We start from the raw sequence: 15,877 nt of genomic DNA, 5'->3' as shown, positions 1-15,877 counted from the left end.
TCTACAGAACAGGATCGAACATGGCATTGCAATCATCAACCGGATCGCGCTTCGCAACCGGGCGAACCCGCGACATCGTGTGCCTCGGGCGGCTCGCGGTCGATCTCTACGCGCAGCAGGTCGGCGCACGGCTCGAAGACGTGTCGAGCTTCGCAAAATATCTCGGCGGATCGTCGGCGAATATTGCGTTCGGGTGCGCGCGGCTCGGCCTCAAATCCGCGATGCTCTCGCGCGTCGGCAACGACCACATGGGTCGCTTCCTCACCGAGACGCTGGAGCGCGAGGGCTGCGACACGAGCCACGTGCGTATCGACCATGACCGGCTCACCGGGTTAGTGCTGCTCGGCTTGGAAGACCGCGATACGTTCCCGCTCGTGTTCTATCGCGATGACTGCGCGGACATGGCCGTCGATGAAAACGACTTCGACGAGGCGTTCATCGCTTCATCGAAAGCGTTGCTGATCACGGGCACGCACTTCTCCACTGACCAGGTCAACCGCACAAGCCGCCGCGCGCTCGATTACGCGCGCCGCAACCAGGTCCGCACGGTGCTCGATATCGATTATCGGCCGGTGCTTTGGGGTCTTACCGGCAAGGCTGATGGCCAGACGCGCTTCATTGCTAACGAAGGCGTGACTGCGCATCTGCAAAGCATCTTGCCGCTGATGGATCTGGTGATCGGCACGGAAGAAGAGTTTCGAATTGCCGGCGGCAAGGACAATATGATTGATGCGCTCGCGGCCGTGCGCGCCGTGACGGACGCCATGCTGGTGGTCAAGCGCGGGCCGATGGGCTGCTCGATCATCGATGGCGAGGTGCCGGTTTCCATCGACGATGCGCCGGTTTATCGCGGCGTTGAAGTTGAAGTGCTGAACGTGCTCGGCGCGGGCGATGCCTTCGCGTCCGGCTTCCTCGCTGGATGGTTACGAGACGAATCGCTGGAAGTCTGCGCGCGCACGGCGAATGCATGCGGTGGGCTGGTTGTATCGCGTCATGGCTGCGCGCCCGCCATGCCAACGCCCGCCGAGCTCAGCTATTTCCTCGATGCCGCGCACGCCGACCCGGTCCGCATGCGCAGGCCTGATCGGGACGCTACGCTCGCGCGCTTGCATCGCGTCACACCGGCTCGTAAAACGTGGGACGAAGTGCTCGGTTTTGCCTTCGATCACCGCAACCAGTTCTTCGATCTGGCGCAGCAAACCGGTGCGGATGAATCGCGCATAGCCGACCTCAAAGCCTTGTTCGTGCACGCCGTGGCGCAGACGGAAAAAGAACGCGGCCTTGAAGGGCGCATCGGTGTGCTGATCGATGACCGCTACGGTCAGGACGCGTTGAACGCAGCGACCGGACGCGGTTGGTGGATTGGTCGCCCGGTGGAATTGCCCGGCTCGATGCCGCTCGTCTTCGATCACGGCCGTTCGATTGGCACGACGCTGATCGAGTGGCCGCGCGAGCATGTCGCTAAGTGCCTGGTTCACTACCATCCCGACCATCCGCACGATCTTCGCCTCGAACAGGAAGCCCAGATTCGCACGCTATACGACGCGGTTCAGGCCAGCGGGCACGAACTATTGCTTGAAGTCATCGTGCCGAAGAACGGTCCGCCGATCGAGGACGATACCGTGTTGCGATCGTTGAAACGCCTCTATAACCTTGGCATCTATCCCGAGTGGTGGAAGCTCGAACCCATGAGCGCGACGCAGTGGCAAGCGGTTGATGCACTGATCGCCGAGCGTGATCCGGCGTGCCGGGGTGTAGTGCTGCTGGGCTTGTCCGCCGCTGTCGATCAACTGACCGAGGGCTTCAAGGCGGCTGCGTTGTCGAAGACGTGTCGCGGATTCACCGTTGGCAGGACGATCTTTCACGAGCCGAGTCAAGCGTGGCTGGCGGGTTCCATCGACGACGCAGAACTTATCGCGCGGGTTCGACGGACCTTCGAAACGCTGATCGATGCATGGCGCGAGGCGCGGACAAAGAACGCCACGCAAGCACATACGCAGGAGCAGGCAGCATGAACAGCACGCTTCGTTTAACCACCGCGCAAGCGCTGGTCCGCTATCTCGCCGCGCAGCAAACCCCGGATGGCGAGCCGCTGTTCGGCGGCGTCTTCGCGATCTTCGGGCATGGCAACGTGGCCGGCATTGGCGAGGCGTTATACGCGCATCGCGAGACGCTACCGACCTATCGCGCGCATAACGAACAGGCGATGGCGCACGCGGCGATTGCGTATGCAAAAGCACACTTTCGACGCCGCATGATGGCGGTGACCACGTCCATTGGTCCGGGTGCGACCAACCTGGTGACAGCCGCCGCGCTCGCGCACGTGAACCGCTTGCCGGTTTTGTTGCTGCCCGGGGATGTGTTCGTGTCACGCGCGCCCGATCCGGTCTTGCAGCAGGTAGAAGATTTCGCCGATGGCGGCATTTCCGCGAACGATGCATTGAAACCCGTCTCGCGTTACTTCGACCGCATCGTGCATCCGGCGCAATTGCTAAGCGCGTTGCCGCGCGCCATGAGAGTGCTGACCGACGCCGCATTGTGTGGACCGGTGACGCTCGCGTTGCCTCAAGACGTACAGGCAATGGCCTACGACTACCCCGCGTCGTTCTTCGAACCGCGTGTTGTGCCGTTCCATACGCCCTCGCCCATCGATGAAGAGATCGAGCAAGCCGCCGCGGCAATACGCGCCGCTAAGAAGCCCTTGCTCGTGTCGGGCGGCGGCGTTCTCTACGGCCTGGCAACCGATGCGTTGCGTTCATTTGCCGAGCGCCACGGCATCCCCGTTGCCGAAACGCAAGCTGGCAAAAGCGCGCTTGCGTGGGACCATCCGCTGAATCTTGGCGGCATCGGCGTGACTGGATCGGACGCGGCCAACCAACTCGCGCACGATGCGGATTGCGTGCTCGCGGTCGGTACAAGGCTGCAGGATTTCACGACCGGATCGAACACGCTGTTCACGCAGGCCAAGCTGGTTGGCATTAATGCAAATGCATTCGATGCCCTGAAACAAGGTGCTTTATCGGTAGAAGCCGATGCACGTCTCGCCCTCAGTGCGTTGAGCGATGTGCTCGGAGACTGGCGCGCATCGCCGCCGTGGACCGCACGCGCACATGAACTCGCGGATAGCTGGCGCGCTACTGTCGATCAGGTCATCAACGCGCCCCAGGACGACAACACTCTGCCGCGCGAAGCCGATGTCATCGGCGCAGTGCAGCGTTCGAGCGCGCAATCGGCCGCCCATGACGTGGTTGTATGCGCCGCAGGAACGCTGCCCGCCGACTTGCAGAAACTCTGGCGCACGAGCACGCCGGGCGGTTATCACGTCGAATACGGCTACTCGTGCATGGGCTATGAAATCGCCGGCGGTCTCGGTGCGAAACTCGCGCGGCCGGCAAGCGAAGTGATTGTGATCGTCGGCGATGGCAGCTATCTGATGATGAACAGCGAGCTGGCGACGTCCGTCATGCTTGGGGCCAAACTGATCGTTGTGCTGCTCGACAACCGCGGATACGCTTGCATCAACCGCCTGCAGCAGGCATGCGGCGGCGCGCCGTTCAACAACCTGATCGACGATTGCCGCCACGGCCCCGAAGGCGCGCCCGATATCGACTTCGCGATGCACGCGCGCTCGCTCGGCGCGAGCGCCGAGCATGTGGCGAATATCGATGAACTGGAAGCCGCCATGCAGCGCGCACGGGCCTCCACACGCTCGTATCTGATCAGCATCGACACCGATCCGGCACGGCCCACTGAAGAAGGCGGCTGGTGGTGGGAAGTCGCGGTGCCGGAAGTGTCATCGCGTGAAGCGGTACGCTCGGCGCGCGCAAACTATGAACATGAAATCACGGCGCGTTCGAAGCGCACGAAGGAATAAGCGATGAGCACGTTCGATGTACGGATCGGCATCAATCCGCTGTCATGGATGAACGACGACCTGCCCTCGCTTGGCGGTGAGACGCCGCTGAGCACGGCGCTGACGGAAGGCAAGCAGATCGGTTATCAAGGGTTTGAACTCGGCAACAAATTCCCGCGCGAGCCGGAAGCGTTGAAAACGCTGCTCGCCGGCTATGACCTCGCGCTCGTCTCGGGCTGGTATTCAGGACGGCTCGCCGAACGCAGCGCGGAGGACGAGATCGCGGCTGTCGGTCCGCATCTCGACCTGCTTGCGAAGAACGGTGCGACGGTCATGGTCTATGGCGAGGTCTCAAACTCTATTCAAGGGGCGCCCCAGCCGTTGTATCAACGACCGCGCTTCTTCTCCGATGATCGCTGGAACGAATACGCAAAGCGCCTGAACACCTTCGCCGAATACACGCTCTCGCGCGGCGTGCGGGTCGCTTATCACCATCACATGGGCGCCTATGTGGAGACACCCGCCGATGTCGATCGCCTGATGAGCCTCACGAATGAAGCCGTGGGCCTGCTCTTCGATGCCGGTCATATCACGTTTGCCGGCGGCGATCCGCTGACGGTTCTCAACAAGCATATCGCTCGCGTGTGCCATGTGCATTGCAAGGATGTGCGCCCGGAGATCATCAAGCTTGCGCGGAACCGGAACTGGAGCTTCCTGGAAGCGGTGATCAACGGCGCGTTCACCGTTCCCGGCGATGGCACGGTGGACTTTCCATCGATCATCGCCCGATTGAAGCAGCATGGATATCGGGGCTGGCTGGTGGTCGAGGCGGAGCAGGATCCAGTCATTGCCACCAGCTATGCGTATGCGGAGAAAGGCTACAAGACGCTGCGCTCGCTCGTCGATCAAAACCTTCAGGAGGCAGCATGAGCCTGCTCGTCAAAGCATCGCGCGAAGGCCAGACCATCGCGCGTGTCACGCCCGAAACTGCTTTATGGAAACACGTTGGCTTTGCTGCTTATCGGCTGGAAACCGGCGACATCGTGCATGTGCATGAAGCGCAGCGTGAAGTGTGTATCGTCGTGTTGTCGGGGACGGTGAGCATAGAAGCCGGTGACAATAAATGGGAGAAACTCGGCACGCGCGACAGCGTGTTCGAGGACACTTCGCCCTACGCGGTTTATCTGCCGCCCAAGCTCGCCGCGACCATTCGCGCCGATCGCGATGCCGAAGTCGGCGTGGCGAGTGCACCCGCTACGGGCAAGTACCCGCCGCGATTGATCGAACCGTCACAGATGAAACGCTCGACCCGCGGCAAAGGCGCAAATACGCGCTACGTCTGCGATATTCTTCCGCAAACCGAGCCTGCGGAAGGCTTGCTTGTGGTCGAAGTGAAGACGCCCGGTGGCCATGCGTCGAGCTACCCTCCGCACAAGCACGACAAGGACAATGTGCCGGTGGAGAGTTCGCTTGAAGAGACTTATTATCATCGGCTGAACCCGCCGCAAGGATTTGCGTTCCAGCGCGTGTATACCGATGAGCGCGATCTCGATGAAACCATGGCCGTTGAAGATCACGACGTCGTCATGGTGCCGCGTGGTTATCACCCCGTTGTGGTGCCGTATGGCTACGACAACTACTACCTGAACGTGATGGCCGGCGACAAACGCACCTGGCACTTCAAGAACGATCCGAAGCACGAATGGATCGTGGAGAGGGATAGCAAGGCTTCGTGACTTAATTGCCGATAGAAAGCCATTCGTTGATCACACGCTCGTTCGCAGCAAGTGCGGCGGGCGTGTCATCGAAGACGATCCTGCCATGACCCATCACAGCGACGCGCGTTGCCAGGTCACACGCAATGCTCATGCGTTGTTCGATCAATAGAATCGCCACACCTCGATCCCGCAAGGTCTTGAAGCATGAAGAGACTTGCGCCACGATCTGTGGCGCAAGTCCTTCCGTCGGTTCATCGATAATCACGAACGACGGATCGCCCATCAAGGTCCGGGCAAGCGCCAACATTTGCTGCTCGCCTCCTGACAACATCCCCGCCTTCACGGCCGTACGTTCCTGCAACACGGGGAAAAGTTGCTCCGCGTCGTTGATGGTGAAACGCGATCCGCCCCGCTTCATGCCGAGCTGCAGGTTTTCTCTCACGCTGAGCGTCGGGAAGACATCGCGTTGTTCGGGCACGTAGCCCACGCCCATCCGTGCGATTGAATAAGGGCGTTTCCCCAGCATCGATACCCCGCGAAAGTTTGCTACTCCTTGCGCATGCACCAGTCCGATCAGCGCTTTTGCGAGCGTCGAACGTCCCGAACCGTTACGCCCTGCCAAGGTTACGATCTCGCCTTCGCCGATACGCAAACTCACTCCGTGCAGCACATGACTCGCGCCATACCATGCGTTGAGGTGATCGATTTCAAGCACGGTCGTCATGGTGTTTCGCCGAGATAGGCTGAGCGAACCGCTGGGTCCGCAGCAATGTCAGCGGGCGTCCCCGTCGCGATAATGCGGCCTTGCACAAGCACTGAAATGCGATCGGCGAGCGCGAACACTGCTTCCATATCGTGCTCCACGATCAACAACGTCTTGCTTTGCGTTGTCTCGCGAATCAACGCAAGTGCACGCGCGGCTTCCGCGCGATTCATGCCGGCGGTGGGTTCATCGAGCAAGAGAACATCGGCGCCTGTGGAAAGCGCGATGCCGAGATCGAGCGCGCGTTGTTCCGCGTAGCTCAAGCTCGCGGCCAGCTCGTCACGACGCGTCGATAAACCCGTCGAGTCGAGCACGCATTCCACGTCCCGATCAATTGATGCCGATCTCACCCATCGATCCCTGAACAATGCACTGCGCGATCCAAGCACGGCGCAGCGGATATTGTCGAACACGGTGAGACCGGTGAATAAGCTCGTCGACTGAAAACTTCTTGCTAGTCCAACACGGCCAAGCCGATGAGCCGGCACGCCCGTGACGTCGACGCCCTTCAACTTGATAACACCGCTCGTTGCTTTCACACGCCCCGAAATCAAATCGAACAACGTCGATTTACCCGCGCCATTCGGCCCGATCAATGCATGTCGTTCGCCTTGGCGAATGCTCAGATCGACGCCGTGCAGGATCTCCGTTGCATCAAAACGTTTGGTGATGTGGGCGAGTTCGAGCGCAACGTTCACGGCCGATTCCTCGCGCGATACGTGAGCAACGTCGCCACGGCTGCACTAGCAATCGCTATCAGCCAAGGGCCAACATGCCTGCCGTCGAAGGCAAAGCCAAGGATGTGCGCGAGGCCATCGTTATGGGGATCGAACTGAAGTGTGTAGACCATCTCGGTGACGACTACAACGGTCAGCAACCACGCTAAAACGCCGCACAAGACAAAGCCATCACGCCAGCGCGAAACGACGAACTTAGCGAACCCATCGGGCGCTGCCACCACTACCCACACGAAGAACAGTCCGAGATACGCTACCCACGCGACCGAGACGCTAGCCACCGCCACGCTGAAAAACGTCAGCACAATGGCGCCGACAACAGGTCCAAAGAACCCGGACGTCCCGCCGATAACCACCGCGATCAACACGCTTCCCGAACGCGCCAACCCCACGCTTTCCGAGGACGCCAGCTCCACATTGATTAACCCCAGCGTCCCCGCGATGCCGGCAAAAAACGCGGCTGCGACGACCATGATGTATCTGACATGGCGCGGATCGAAACCAATGGAAGCCGCGCGCGTGGGGTTATCGCGTACCGCATTGGCAATGCGTGCAAACGGCGTGCGCGTGAAAACGAACATCGCGCCGCACGCGATCAGGCACCACGTTGCGATCAACGCATAGGCTTGAATCGCCGGACCGAAACTGAAGCCTGCGAATAGCGCACCACTCGCACGGTCGATGGAAATACCGCCTTCTCCGCCGAACCTTCCGGGCACGAGCGACACAACCGCTGCAACCAGTTCGCCGATACCGAGCGTGATCATTGCGAAGGTCGTGCCGGCGCGACGCGTTGAGAAGAAGCCGAATCCGGCTCCCACGAGCCCCGCAGCAAGACCACCGACCAATGGCAATAAGGGCAGCGGCACGGAGTATCGATTGAAGATGTGCGCGGCAGCGAACGCGCCGAGACCGGCATATACGGCGTGCCCAAAAGACAGCAAACCCGTCTCGCCGAGCAGCAGATTGAACGAGAGCGCGAACACGATCATGGTCGCGGTTTGCGCGAGGTAGGCGAGCAGCCAGCTTTGTGAGCTGAACATAGGTGGTAACGCAAGACCGGCCACAAGAAGCAGCCACGGAAGCGCCTGACGCAAAGAGAGAGGTACGTTAGACATCGTCGTCGCCACGCTGCCCGAATAGCCCACGTGGACGCAGCGCGAGCATCGCGACAAGCAGGACATACGGCAGCACGGGCGCGATCTGCGCGACGCTCAACGACGCCCACGCAGGCGGCAACACAGCGCCGGTAAACCGGGCAATACCACCCAGCGACAACGTAGTTCCGACGGCAAACGTCTGCACACAGCCAATCAAAAGAGACGCGACCAGCGCGCCGCCCACCGACCCCAGCCCACCCACGACCACGACAACAAACACGATAGGCCCGATGTTCTCGGCCATCGAAGGCTCGATCACGAACAGCGGCGCACCAATCACACCGGCGAGCGCAGCGAGCGCGGTGCCGGTCGCGAACACCATCGTGAAGACACGCGGCACGTTGTGCCCAAGCGTCTCGACAGTCGCCGCGTGGGTGAGCGCGGCCCTCAACACGAGCCCTATCCGCGAGACCCGCAGCGCCGCATACAAGGCCAGCAACATAGCCAGCGACACACCCATCATGAACGCGCGATAACGCGGGAATGCGGCGCCGTATAGCGTGAACAACGGGCCATCGAGAGCGGGAGGAACAACGGCGTTAATGGGCGCAAGACCCCAGACAAGCTTCACGACTTCAGCGATCAGATAAGCCGCGCCGAACGTGAGCAGCAGTTCGGCGAGCGCACCGCGCGTCTCAATCCGGCGCAATAAAAAGCGCTCGAACAAGCCGCCGAGCGCGCCAACGAGCAAAGGTGAAACGACCAGCGCAAACCAGAAGCCCCCATGCGCCGCCAGCGCATAACCCGCATACGCGCCGAGCATATAAAAGCTCGCATGCGCGAAGTTGAGGACGCCCATCATGCTGAAGATCAGCGTCAATCCTGCCGACAGCATGAACAGCAGCAACCCGACGCTCACTCCATTCAGAAGGTTGATCGCGAACCACTGAACGAACGAAGTCACGTTGTGCGAACTAACCGTTCACGAGCGGCTTGAGCGCCGCAAGCAGCGCTTCCGGCAGCGGCACCGGACGGCGCGTATCGCGATCGACATAGACGTGCACAAAATGCCCCTGCGCCGCGGGTTGCTCCGACTCGGCGCTGAAGATGCCCACTTCATAATGCACGCTCGTGGTGCCGAGCCGGGCCACGCGCAGACCGGCATGGATACGTTCAGGAAACACCAGCGAAGCGAAGTAGCTGCAATGCGTTTCGACCACGAGCCCGATCGTCTTACCGGCTTGCAGATCAAGCGCGCCATGCCGGATCAGATACTCGTTCACCACAGTATCGAAGTAGCTGTAGTACACCACGTTGTTCACGTGGCCGTAGAGATCGTTATCGGACCAGCGCGTATCGATCGACAGGAAATGCGGATAATCCGCGCGCTTCGTTGGGACAGGGCGGCTCATGAATCAGAACGACTCCTGCAGCATCCGCCGATAATCATCCGCACTCGCCTCGCGCGGATTGGTCTTGTGGCAATGATCAGCAAGCGCGCCCTTGATCACCTTGTCGAACATGTCTTGCTCGACGCCCATTTGCGACAGGCGCGTCGGCAGGCTGAGACGCTCGGTCATGTCGTGGACGGCTTGGGCGATGTCGGCATCGGCGGCGAGATTCATCACGCGGCGCATGCGTGCAAAACGCTTGTCCGCCACTACGCTCGGCGCGCTTTCGTTGAAGCGCAGCACGGCCGGCAGAACAACCGCATTCAGCGTTCCGTGATGCAGCCCGGTGCGCCCGTTCACGACCAAGCCACCCAGCGGATGCGACAGCGAATGCACGCAACCCAGACCCTTCTGGAACGCCATGGCGCCCTGCATGGACGCGCTCATCATGTTCAGGCGTGCATCGCGATCCTGGCCATCGTGTGTCGCCCGCTCAATCGATGCCCACGCGCGCTCCAACCCATCCAGCGCAATACCGTCTGCAGGAGGATTGAACGCCGGGGCGAGAAACGTTTCGATGCAATGCGCGATCGCGTCCATGCCCGTAGCGGCGGTGAGCATGGGTGGCAAGCCGAGCGTCAGCGACGGATCGCAGACAGCCGACTTTGGCAGCAAGTGCCACGAGTGAAAGCCGAGCTTGCGGCCATCGTCGAGAATGATGATCGCCCCGCGCGCCACTTCGCTGCCGGTGCCCGACGTGGTCGGAACAGCAATCAGCGGTGCAGCCTCAGCGGTGATCTTGTTGCTGCCGCCTTCTATGGTCGCGTATTCCGTCAGCGTCCCCGGATGGGTCGCCATGATCGCGACGCCCTTCGCCAGATCGATTGACGAACCACCGCCCACGGCGATCAGGCCATCGCAGCCTTCGCTTTTGTACAGCGCGGCGGCTTTCATCACCATCGCTTCGGTCGGGTTCGACGGAGTGTCATCGAAGATGGGAACAGCGCCCGCATCCAGGTCCAGCGCCTGGACGGTTTGCGACACCAGCCCCGCGGCCAGGACGCCTTTGTCCGTGATGATCAGCGGCCGCTTGATGCCGACGCGCGTGCATTCGCTGTCGAGCATAGCGAGCGCGTCGTAACCGAGGTGGATGTGGGTGACGTAGAAGATGAAGGCCATGGCGTGTGTCCGCGGTTGACGCAGTTAAGTGAAGCGTCAGGTATGTTAGGAGTCCGGCGGGAGTCCGTCAATCCGCGCGGACGCCATGTTTGAGCGCTTACTGCCCTGCTACTGCCCCGGGCGGTCCACATACTCCACGGCCAGACCTCGCCGGCGCATCCATTCAGCCACGGCGTGGCCGGTTCCCGCGCGCCAGGGCCTGAGCTTCGCGGGCTCGACCAGACGATACTCAAGCAATTCCGGCGACAGGTTGATGGTCCCGTTCGCCTTCACGTGATACGCAATGATCAGTTCGTTCTTGCGGATGAATTCGTACACACCGACCAGTTCCACCGACTGCGCGACCAGCGACGTTTCTTCGAGCACTTCCCGCGCGATGCCTTCCTCTGGCGTCTCACCGTTCTCGAGAAAACCCGTGATCAGCGCGAACATGCCTTCGACCCACGCGGCATTGCGCGCGAGCAAAATCTTGCCCTCGTACTCCACGATCGCCGCGACCACCGGCAGCGGATTATTCCAGTGCACGAAGCCGCATTCCGGGTCCGGACACGCGAGTCGCACGCGACCGCCTTCATGGCTTACATCGGCACGTTCGACCAGCTTGTTGGCATCGCGAGGACAGAAATGGTATTCGATCATGGTCTGAGGTCAGAGGATCCAAAAAGGTCAGATGAGTCAGTGGGCCGAGCAAAGCGCGTGGACCTCGGCGGCAAACTGCTCCACCGTTTCCGGCAGCGTGTCCCACGCACACATCAGCCGGCAGCCGCCCGAGCCGATGAACTGATAAAACTTCCAGCCCTTGTTGCGCAGCGCTTGTGAAACGGCCGGCGGCAGCTCGGCGAACACCGCATTCCCCTGCGGTTTAAACATTACCTTGACGCCTTGTATGCCTTCCAGCCGCTCTGCCATCAATTGCGCCATGGCGTTTGCATGACGCGCGTTGCGCAGCCAGACATCGTTATTGAGCAAGCCAAGCCAGGGCGCCGAGATAAACCGCATCTTCGACGCCAGTTGCCCAGCCTGTTTCAGCCGATACGCAAAGTCGACGGCCAGCGCCTTATCGAAGAAAATCACCGCCTCGCCGACCGGAAGGCCGTTCTTCGTGCCGCCGAAACACAGCACGTCGACGCCCGCGCGCCACGTGATCTCCGACGGATGCACATTCAGAGAAGCGACCGCGTTTGCGAACCGCGCGCCGTCCATGTGCACCTTCAGATGGCGGCGTTTCGCGATCGCCGCGATAGCGCGGATTTCCTCCACGCTGTAGACGGTGCCCACTTCAGTGGACTGCGTCAGCGTGACGACCTTGGGCTTCGGATAGTGAATGTCAGCGCGACGCGTGACGATGGCTTCGATGGCATCCGGCGTAAGCTTTCCGTCGATACCTGGCGCCGTCAGCAACTTCGAACCGCCTGAGAAAAATTCGGGGCCGCCGCATTCATCGGTTTCGATGTGCGCGAGTTCGTGGCAAATCACTGAGTGATACGACTGACAGAGCGACGCGAGCGCCAGCGAATTGGCCGCCGTGCCATTGAAGACGAAGAAGACTTCGCAGTCGGTCTGAAACAGGTCGCGGATGCGGTCGCACACGCCCTGGGTCCAGGAATCGTCGCCGTAGGCCGGCTCGTGGCCGCGGTTGTTGGCTTCGATCAGCGCGGTGAGCGCTTCGGGGCAGATGCCGGCGTAGTTGTCGGAGGCAAAATGTTGCATGCGGTCAGGGTGGCCAGGGCGATGGTAAGTGTGGCCGTCATTTTAACGTTTCGTGCGTCATCACGCGGAGACGTTAATAACTGCCGTGGCCGTACCTGTTTGCCGCCTGCTCCCTGACCGCTTTGCGTTTTTACTTGGCAGCGGGTTGATCAGATCCAGCTGCTTGCTGTGCCTTCTTGTCCTTCTTGTTTGCTTCGTGATGACCGATTGCGCAACCGCCGGCTGCGCCCACCGCTCCGTGCTTGCCTGCAACGTGCCCCGCCACGCCGCCTACCGCCGCGCCTTCCAGACATCCTTTGGCATAGACGGTACCCGTGGCGAAGAAGATCGAGGAAGCGGCGACGAGTGTGACGAGTTTTCGATTCATGAGACAGATCCTTTTTTGAAGTCGACGCGCATGGCTTCGTGCCTGCGCTGACTACTGAATGGCAAGTCCCGTACCTGTCGTTTTGCTTGCGGTTTTCATGGATGGATGCTTGCGGCGGCATCCGCCGTTCAAGGGCGTGGCGCAACCACGTTTCTCGTGGACGAAAAAAAGCCCGTTCTCTGTCGCAACTTGAGAACGGGCTTTTTCAAAACTTTGAAGCGCATATCGGCTAGACGCAGCCTTAACGCGCCGAAACGCAACTGAACGCTTAGAGCTTCCCCTTCACCCAGTCATTCACGCCTGCCAGCGCCGCAGCCAGGTTCTCCGGCTCGGTACCGCCAGCTTGCGCCATATCCGGCCGTCCACCGCCCTTGCCGCCGACTTGCTGCGCGACGAAGTTCACCAGGTCACCGGCTTTCACCTTCTTCGATGCTTCCGCCGTCACGCCCGCAATCAGGCTGACCTTGCCGCCATCGACCGCTGCCAGAACAATGGCTGCGTTCTTCAGCTTGTCCTTCAATTTATCGACGGTTTCGCGCAGCGTCTTGCTGTCCGCGCCCGGCAACTGCGCCGCCAGCACATGGATGCCACCGATCTCAACCGCCTGCGACACGAGTTCGTCGCCCTGGCTGGACGCGAGCTTCGATTTCAGCGCGCCGAGTTCCTTTTCCAGCGCCTTCACGTGTTCCTGAACCTGCGTGATGCGCTGCGTGAGTTCGGACGGTTGCGCCTTCAGCACTGCCGATGCCGCGTTGATCCGCGCATCGAGTTCCTGCACGAAGCGCACGGCGTTGTCGCCGGTGATCGCTTCCACGCGGCGAATCCCTGCCGCCACCCCGCCTTCCATCACGATCTTGAACAAGCCGATATCGCCGGTGCGATGCACGTGCGTGCCGCCGCAAAGTTCGCGCGAGAAACCGAGGTCGAGCACGCGCACTTCATCGCCGTATTTCTCGCCGAACAGCGCCATCGCGCCGCCCTTGACGGCTTCGTCATACGGCAAGACGCGAACGATGCCCGGCGCGTTGGCCAGCACTTCGGAATTGACGATTTCTTCCACGCGACGAATTTGCTCGTCGGTCATGGGCGCGTTGTGCGCGAAGTCAAAGCGCGTCTTGTCCGGATCGACGAGTGAACCCTTTTGCTGCACGTGGCTGCCGAGCACTTCGCGCAGCGCCTTGTGCATCAAGTGCGTGGCCGAGTGATTGCGGGCGGTGCGAACACGGCGAACCGTATCGATTTCCGCCTTCACCACCTCGCCCACTTTCAGCGTGCCCTGTTCGACCGTGCCATGATGTCCAACGACGTCGGACTGGACCTTGAGGGTATCGGCGACTGCAAAGCGCACCGCGGCGTTCGCCAGCACGCCCTGATCGCCTGCCTGACCGCCCGATTCGGCGTAGAACGGCGTGTGATCAAGCACGACGACGGCCTGCTGGCCGACCTGTGCCTCTTTCACCGATGCACCGTCAACGTAAAGCGCGACCACTTTAGCGTCGTCGAAGATTTCGTTTTCGTAGCCGTGGAACGTGGTTTTGGCGCCCGCGTAATCCAGGCCTTGCGCCGACTTGAACTTGCCTGCCGAGCGCGCTTGTTCGCGCTGACGTGCCATGGCTTCGTCGAAGGCGGCTTCGTCGACCGTGATGCCGCGCTCGCGGCAAACATCGGCGGTCAGGTCCAGCGGGAAGCCGAACGTGTCGTGGAGTTTGAACGCGAGTTCGCCGTCCAGTTGCTTCGAGCCCTTGGCGTCGAGCGTGGCGAGTTCGGTTTCGAGCATCGACATGCCGTGTTCGATCGTCTCGAAGAAACGTTCTTCTTCCTGCCGCAGAATGTCCGTCACGCGGGTTTGCGCGTCCTTGAGTTCCGGGTAGGCCGTGCCCATTTCCTCGACCAGATCTGCAACGAGCTTATGGAAAAACGCACCCTTGCGGCCGAGTTTGTAGCCGTGGCGGATGGCGCGGCGCACGATCCGCCGCAGCACATAACCGCGGCCTTCGTTGCCGGGAATCACGCCGTCGACGATCAGGAACGAGCACGCGCGAATATGGTCCGCGATCACCTTCAGCGAGTTGTTGGTGAGGTCCGGCGTGTTTGTTTCACGAGCGGCGGCCTTGATCAGCGTCTGGAACAGGTCGATCTCATAGTTGCTGTGCACATGCTGGAGCACGGCGGCGAGGCGTTCGAGGCCCATGCCGGTATCGACGCTCTGCTTGGGCAGCTTCGTCATGTTGCCCTGGACGTCGCGATTGAACTGCATGAACACGAGATTCCAGATCTCGATGAAGCGGTCACCGTCCTCTTCCGGGGATCCCGGCGGGCCGCCCCAGATTTCCGGGCCGTGGTCGTAGAACACTTCCGAGCACGGGCCGCACGGGCCGGTGTCGCCCATGGTCCAGAAGTTATCCGATGCGTAGCGTGCGCCCTTGTTGTCGCCGATGCGGATGATCCGTTCTTTCGGCACGCCGATTTCGTTTTCCCAGATGGCGAACGCTTCGTCGTCTTCCTGGTAGACCGTGACCGTGAGTTTGTCGGCGGGCAGGCCGTAGACCTTGGTCAGCAGTTCCCAGCAATAGTGGATCGCGTCGCGCTTGAAATAGTCGCCGAACGAAAAGTTGCCCAGCATTTCGAAGAACGTATGGTGGCGGGCTGTGTAGCCGACGTTCTCGAGGTCATTATGTTTGCCGCCTGCGCGGACGCTGCGCTGCGAGGTCGTGGCGCGCGAATACGGCCGGCTCTCAGTGCCAAGGAAGACGTCCTTGAACTGGACCATGCCGGAGTTCACGAAGAGCAGCGTGGGATCGTTGCCCGGCACGAGGCTGGACGAGCGCACGATCGTGTGGCCCTTCGATTCAAAGAACTTGAGGAATTTCTCGCGGATGTCGGCGGCTTTCATGGCGTGCGGGTCTGCTGTTTTGTACGGCGGCGGCGCTTCTGACTTTCGTCGCTGCGCGCGAGGGCCGGGTGCCAAAATGGGATTGTCGATTATACGGCTGTATCTAATCACCACCCCCGGGCCCCCGAGAGGAACCCATACATATAATGCGGTCTTCGCCTTGAAA

Annotated in this window: 14 protein-coding genes; 4 read left to right on the top strand and 10 right to left on the bottom strand. The window is 61.0% G+C overall.

Annotation, left to right across the window (positions count from 1 at the left end; translation table 11 throughout):
• Window positions 1-20 precede the first annotated feature (20 nt).
• The 4 genes from FH08_RS0122975 to iolB are packed head-to-tail and all read left to right on the top strand — an operon-like array spanning window position 21 to window position 5,589.
• The gene (locus FH08_RS0122975; RefSeq protein ID WP_031360606.1) at window positions 21-2,015 is read left to right on the top strand and encodes a bifunctional 5-dehydro-2-deoxygluconokinase/5-dehydro-2-deoxyphosphogluconate aldolase; all 1,995 of its coding nucleotides are present in this window, start codon (window positions 21-23) and stop codon (window positions 2,013-2,015) included.
• On the top strand, window positions 2,012-3,874 hold the full coding sequence (gene iolD / locus FH08_RS0122970) for a 3D-(3,5/4)-trihydroxycyclohexane-1,2-dione acylhydrolase (decyclizing) (RefSeq protein WP_235210470.1): 1,863 nt from the start codon (window positions 2,012-2,014) through the stop codon (window positions 3,872-3,874). Before FH08_RS0122975 ends, iolD begins: the two co-directional genes overlap by 4 nt.
• A gap of 3 nt (window positions 3,875-3,877) precedes the next feature.
• On the top strand, window positions 3,878-4,783 hold the full coding sequence (iolE, locus tag FH08_RS0122965; protein ID WP_031360604.1) for a myo-inosose-2 dehydratase: 906 nt from the start codon (window positions 3,878-3,880) through the stop codon (window positions 4,781-4,783).
• A complete protein-coding gene (gene iolB / locus FH08_RS0122960; protein WP_031360603.1) occupies window positions 4,780-5,589 on the top strand; it encodes a 5-deoxy-glucuronate isomerase in 810 nt (269 codons plus the stop codon). The genes iolE and iolB overlap by 4 nt, the downstream gene beginning before the upstream one ends.
• Before the next feature lies 1 nt (window position 5,590).
• Here iolB and FH08_RS0122955 read toward each other — a convergent pair whose 3' ends face one another.
• The 10 genes from FH08_RS0122955 to alaS all read right to left on the bottom strand — a co-directional run bounded on the left by FH08_RS0122955 (window position 5,591) and on the right by alaS (window position 15,711).
• Window positions 5,591-6,295 (bottom strand): ABC transporter ATP-binding protein, encoded by a 705-nt coding sequence (locus tag FH08_RS0122955; protein ID WP_031360602.1) that lies wholly within the window; start codon window positions 6,293-6,295, stop codon window positions 5,591-5,593.
• Window positions 6,292-7,032, bottom strand: a complete 741-nt coding sequence (locus FH08_RS0122950) for an ABC transporter ATP-binding protein (RefSeq protein WP_031360601.1) — start codon at window positions 7,030-7,032, stop codon at window positions 6,292-6,294. The genes FH08_RS0122955 and FH08_RS0122950 overlap by 4 nt, the downstream gene beginning before the upstream one ends.
• Window positions 7,029-8,189, bottom strand: coding sequence for a branched-chain amino acid ABC transporter permease (locus FH08_RS0122945; protein WP_081889551.1), 1,161 nt, complete (start codon window positions 8,187-8,189; stop codon window positions 7,029-7,031). The genes FH08_RS0122950 and FH08_RS0122945 overlap by 4 nt, the downstream gene beginning before the upstream one ends.
• Entirely contained in the window at window positions 8,182-9,066 is an 885-nt protein-coding gene (locus tag FH08_RS0122940) for a branched-chain amino acid ABC transporter permease (RefSeq protein WP_051888463.1), read from the bottom strand. The genes FH08_RS0122945 and FH08_RS0122940 overlap by 8 nt, the downstream gene beginning before the upstream one ends.
• Before the next feature lie 79 nt (window positions 9,067-9,145).
• Window positions 9,146-9,583: an acyl-CoA thioesterase gene (locus tag FH08_RS0122935; protein ID WP_031360598.1), complete on the bottom strand. Its 438-nt coding sequence runs from the start codon at window positions 9,581-9,583 to the stop codon at window positions 9,146-9,148.
• 3 nt (window positions 9,584-9,586) lie between these two features.
• Entirely contained in the window at window positions 9,587-10,741 is a 1,155-nt protein-coding gene (locus tag FH08_RS0122930) for an iron-containing alcohol dehydrogenase (protein ID WP_031360597.1), read from the bottom strand.
• 108 nt (window positions 10,742-10,849) lie between these two features.
• Window positions 10,850-11,380: an NUDIX domain-containing protein gene (locus FH08_RS0122925; RefSeq protein WP_031360596.1), complete on the bottom strand. Its 531-nt coding sequence runs from the start codon at window positions 11,378-11,380 to the stop codon at window positions 10,850-10,852.
• A 36-nt stretch (window positions 11,381-11,416) separates the two neighbouring features.
• Window positions 11,417-12,451 (bottom strand): threonine aldolase family protein, encoded by a 1,035-nt coding sequence (locus FH08_RS0122920; protein ID WP_031360595.1) that lies wholly within the window; start codon window positions 12,449-12,451, stop codon window positions 11,417-11,419.
• A 130-nt stretch (window positions 12,452-12,581) separates the two neighbouring features.
• Window positions 12,582-12,818: a hypothetical protein gene (locus FH08_RS0122915; RefSeq protein WP_031360594.1), complete on the bottom strand. Its 237-nt coding sequence runs from the start codon at window positions 12,816-12,818 to the stop codon at window positions 12,582-12,584.
• Window positions 12,819-13,086: 268 nt separating this feature from the next.
• Window positions 13,087-15,711, bottom strand: coding sequence for an alanine--tRNA ligase (gene alaS, locus FH08_RS0122910; protein WP_031360593.1), 2,625 nt, complete (start codon window positions 15,709-15,711; stop codon window positions 13,087-13,089).
• Window positions 15,712-15,877 lie beyond the last annotated feature (166 nt).

The sequence above is a fragment of the Caballeronia sordidicola genome, assembly GCF_000729995.1.
Classification (GTDB): Bacteria; Pseudomonadota; Gammaproteobacteria; order Burkholderiales; family Burkholderiaceae; genus Caballeronia; species Caballeronia sordidicola_A.
The sequence above is the reverse complement of the archived record's forward strand: the minus strand, read 5'-3'. Positions and strand labels throughout refer to the sequence as shown.

Excerpts from the sequence above, each read along its gene's own strand:
- FH08_RS0122940 (WP_051888463.1), bottom strand. The coding sequence starts at position 9,066 with ATGCTGTCGGCAGGATTGACGCTGATCTTCAGCATGATGGGCGTCCTC.
- FH08_RS0122920 (WP_031360595.1), bottom strand. The coding sequence starts at position 12,451 with ATGCAACATTTTGCCTCCGACAACTACGCCGGCATCTGCCCCGAAGCG.
- FH08_RS0122930 (WP_031360597.1), bottom strand. The coding sequence starts at position 10,741 with ATGGCCTTCATCTTCTACGTCACCCACATCCACCTCGGTTACGACGCG.
- FH08_RS0122945 (WP_081889551.1), bottom strand. The coding sequence starts at position 8,189 with ATGTCTAACGTACCTCTCTCTTTGCGTCAGGCGCTTCCGTGGCTGCTT.
- FH08_RS0122955 (WP_031360602.1), bottom strand. The coding sequence starts at position 6,295 with ATGACGACCGTGCTTGAAATCGATCACCTCAACGCATGGTATGGCGCG.
- FH08_RS0122925 (WP_031360596.1), bottom strand. The coding sequence starts at position 11,380 with ATGATCGAATACCATTTCTGTCCTCGCGATGCCAACAAGCTGGTCGAA.
- iolB (WP_031360603.1), top strand. The coding sequence starts at position 4,780 with ATGAGCCTGCTCGTCAAAGCATCGCGCGAAGGCCAGACCATCGCGCGT.
- alaS (WP_031360593.1), bottom strand. The coding sequence starts at position 15,711 with ATGAAAGCCGCCGACATCCGCGAGAAATTCCTCAAGTTCTTTGAATCG.
- iolE (WP_031360604.1), top strand. The coding sequence starts at position 3,878 with ATGAGCACGTTCGATGTACGGATCGGCATCAATCCGCTGTCATGGATG.
- FH08_RS0122935 (WP_031360598.1), bottom strand. The coding sequence starts at position 9,583 with ATGAGCCGCCCTGTCCCAACGAAGCGCGCGGATTATCCGCATTTCCTG.
- FH08_RS0122915 (WP_031360594.1), bottom strand. The coding sequence starts at position 12,818 with ATGAATCGAAAACTCGTCACACTCGTCGCCGCTTCCTCGATCTTCTTC.
- iolD (WP_235210470.1), top strand. The coding sequence starts at position 2,012 with ATGAACAGCACGCTTCGTTTAACCACCGCGCAAGCGCTGGTCCGCTAT.
- FH08_RS0122975 (WP_031360606.1), top strand. The coding sequence starts at position 21 with ATGGCATTGCAATCATCAACCGGATCGCGCTTCGCAACCGGGCGAACC.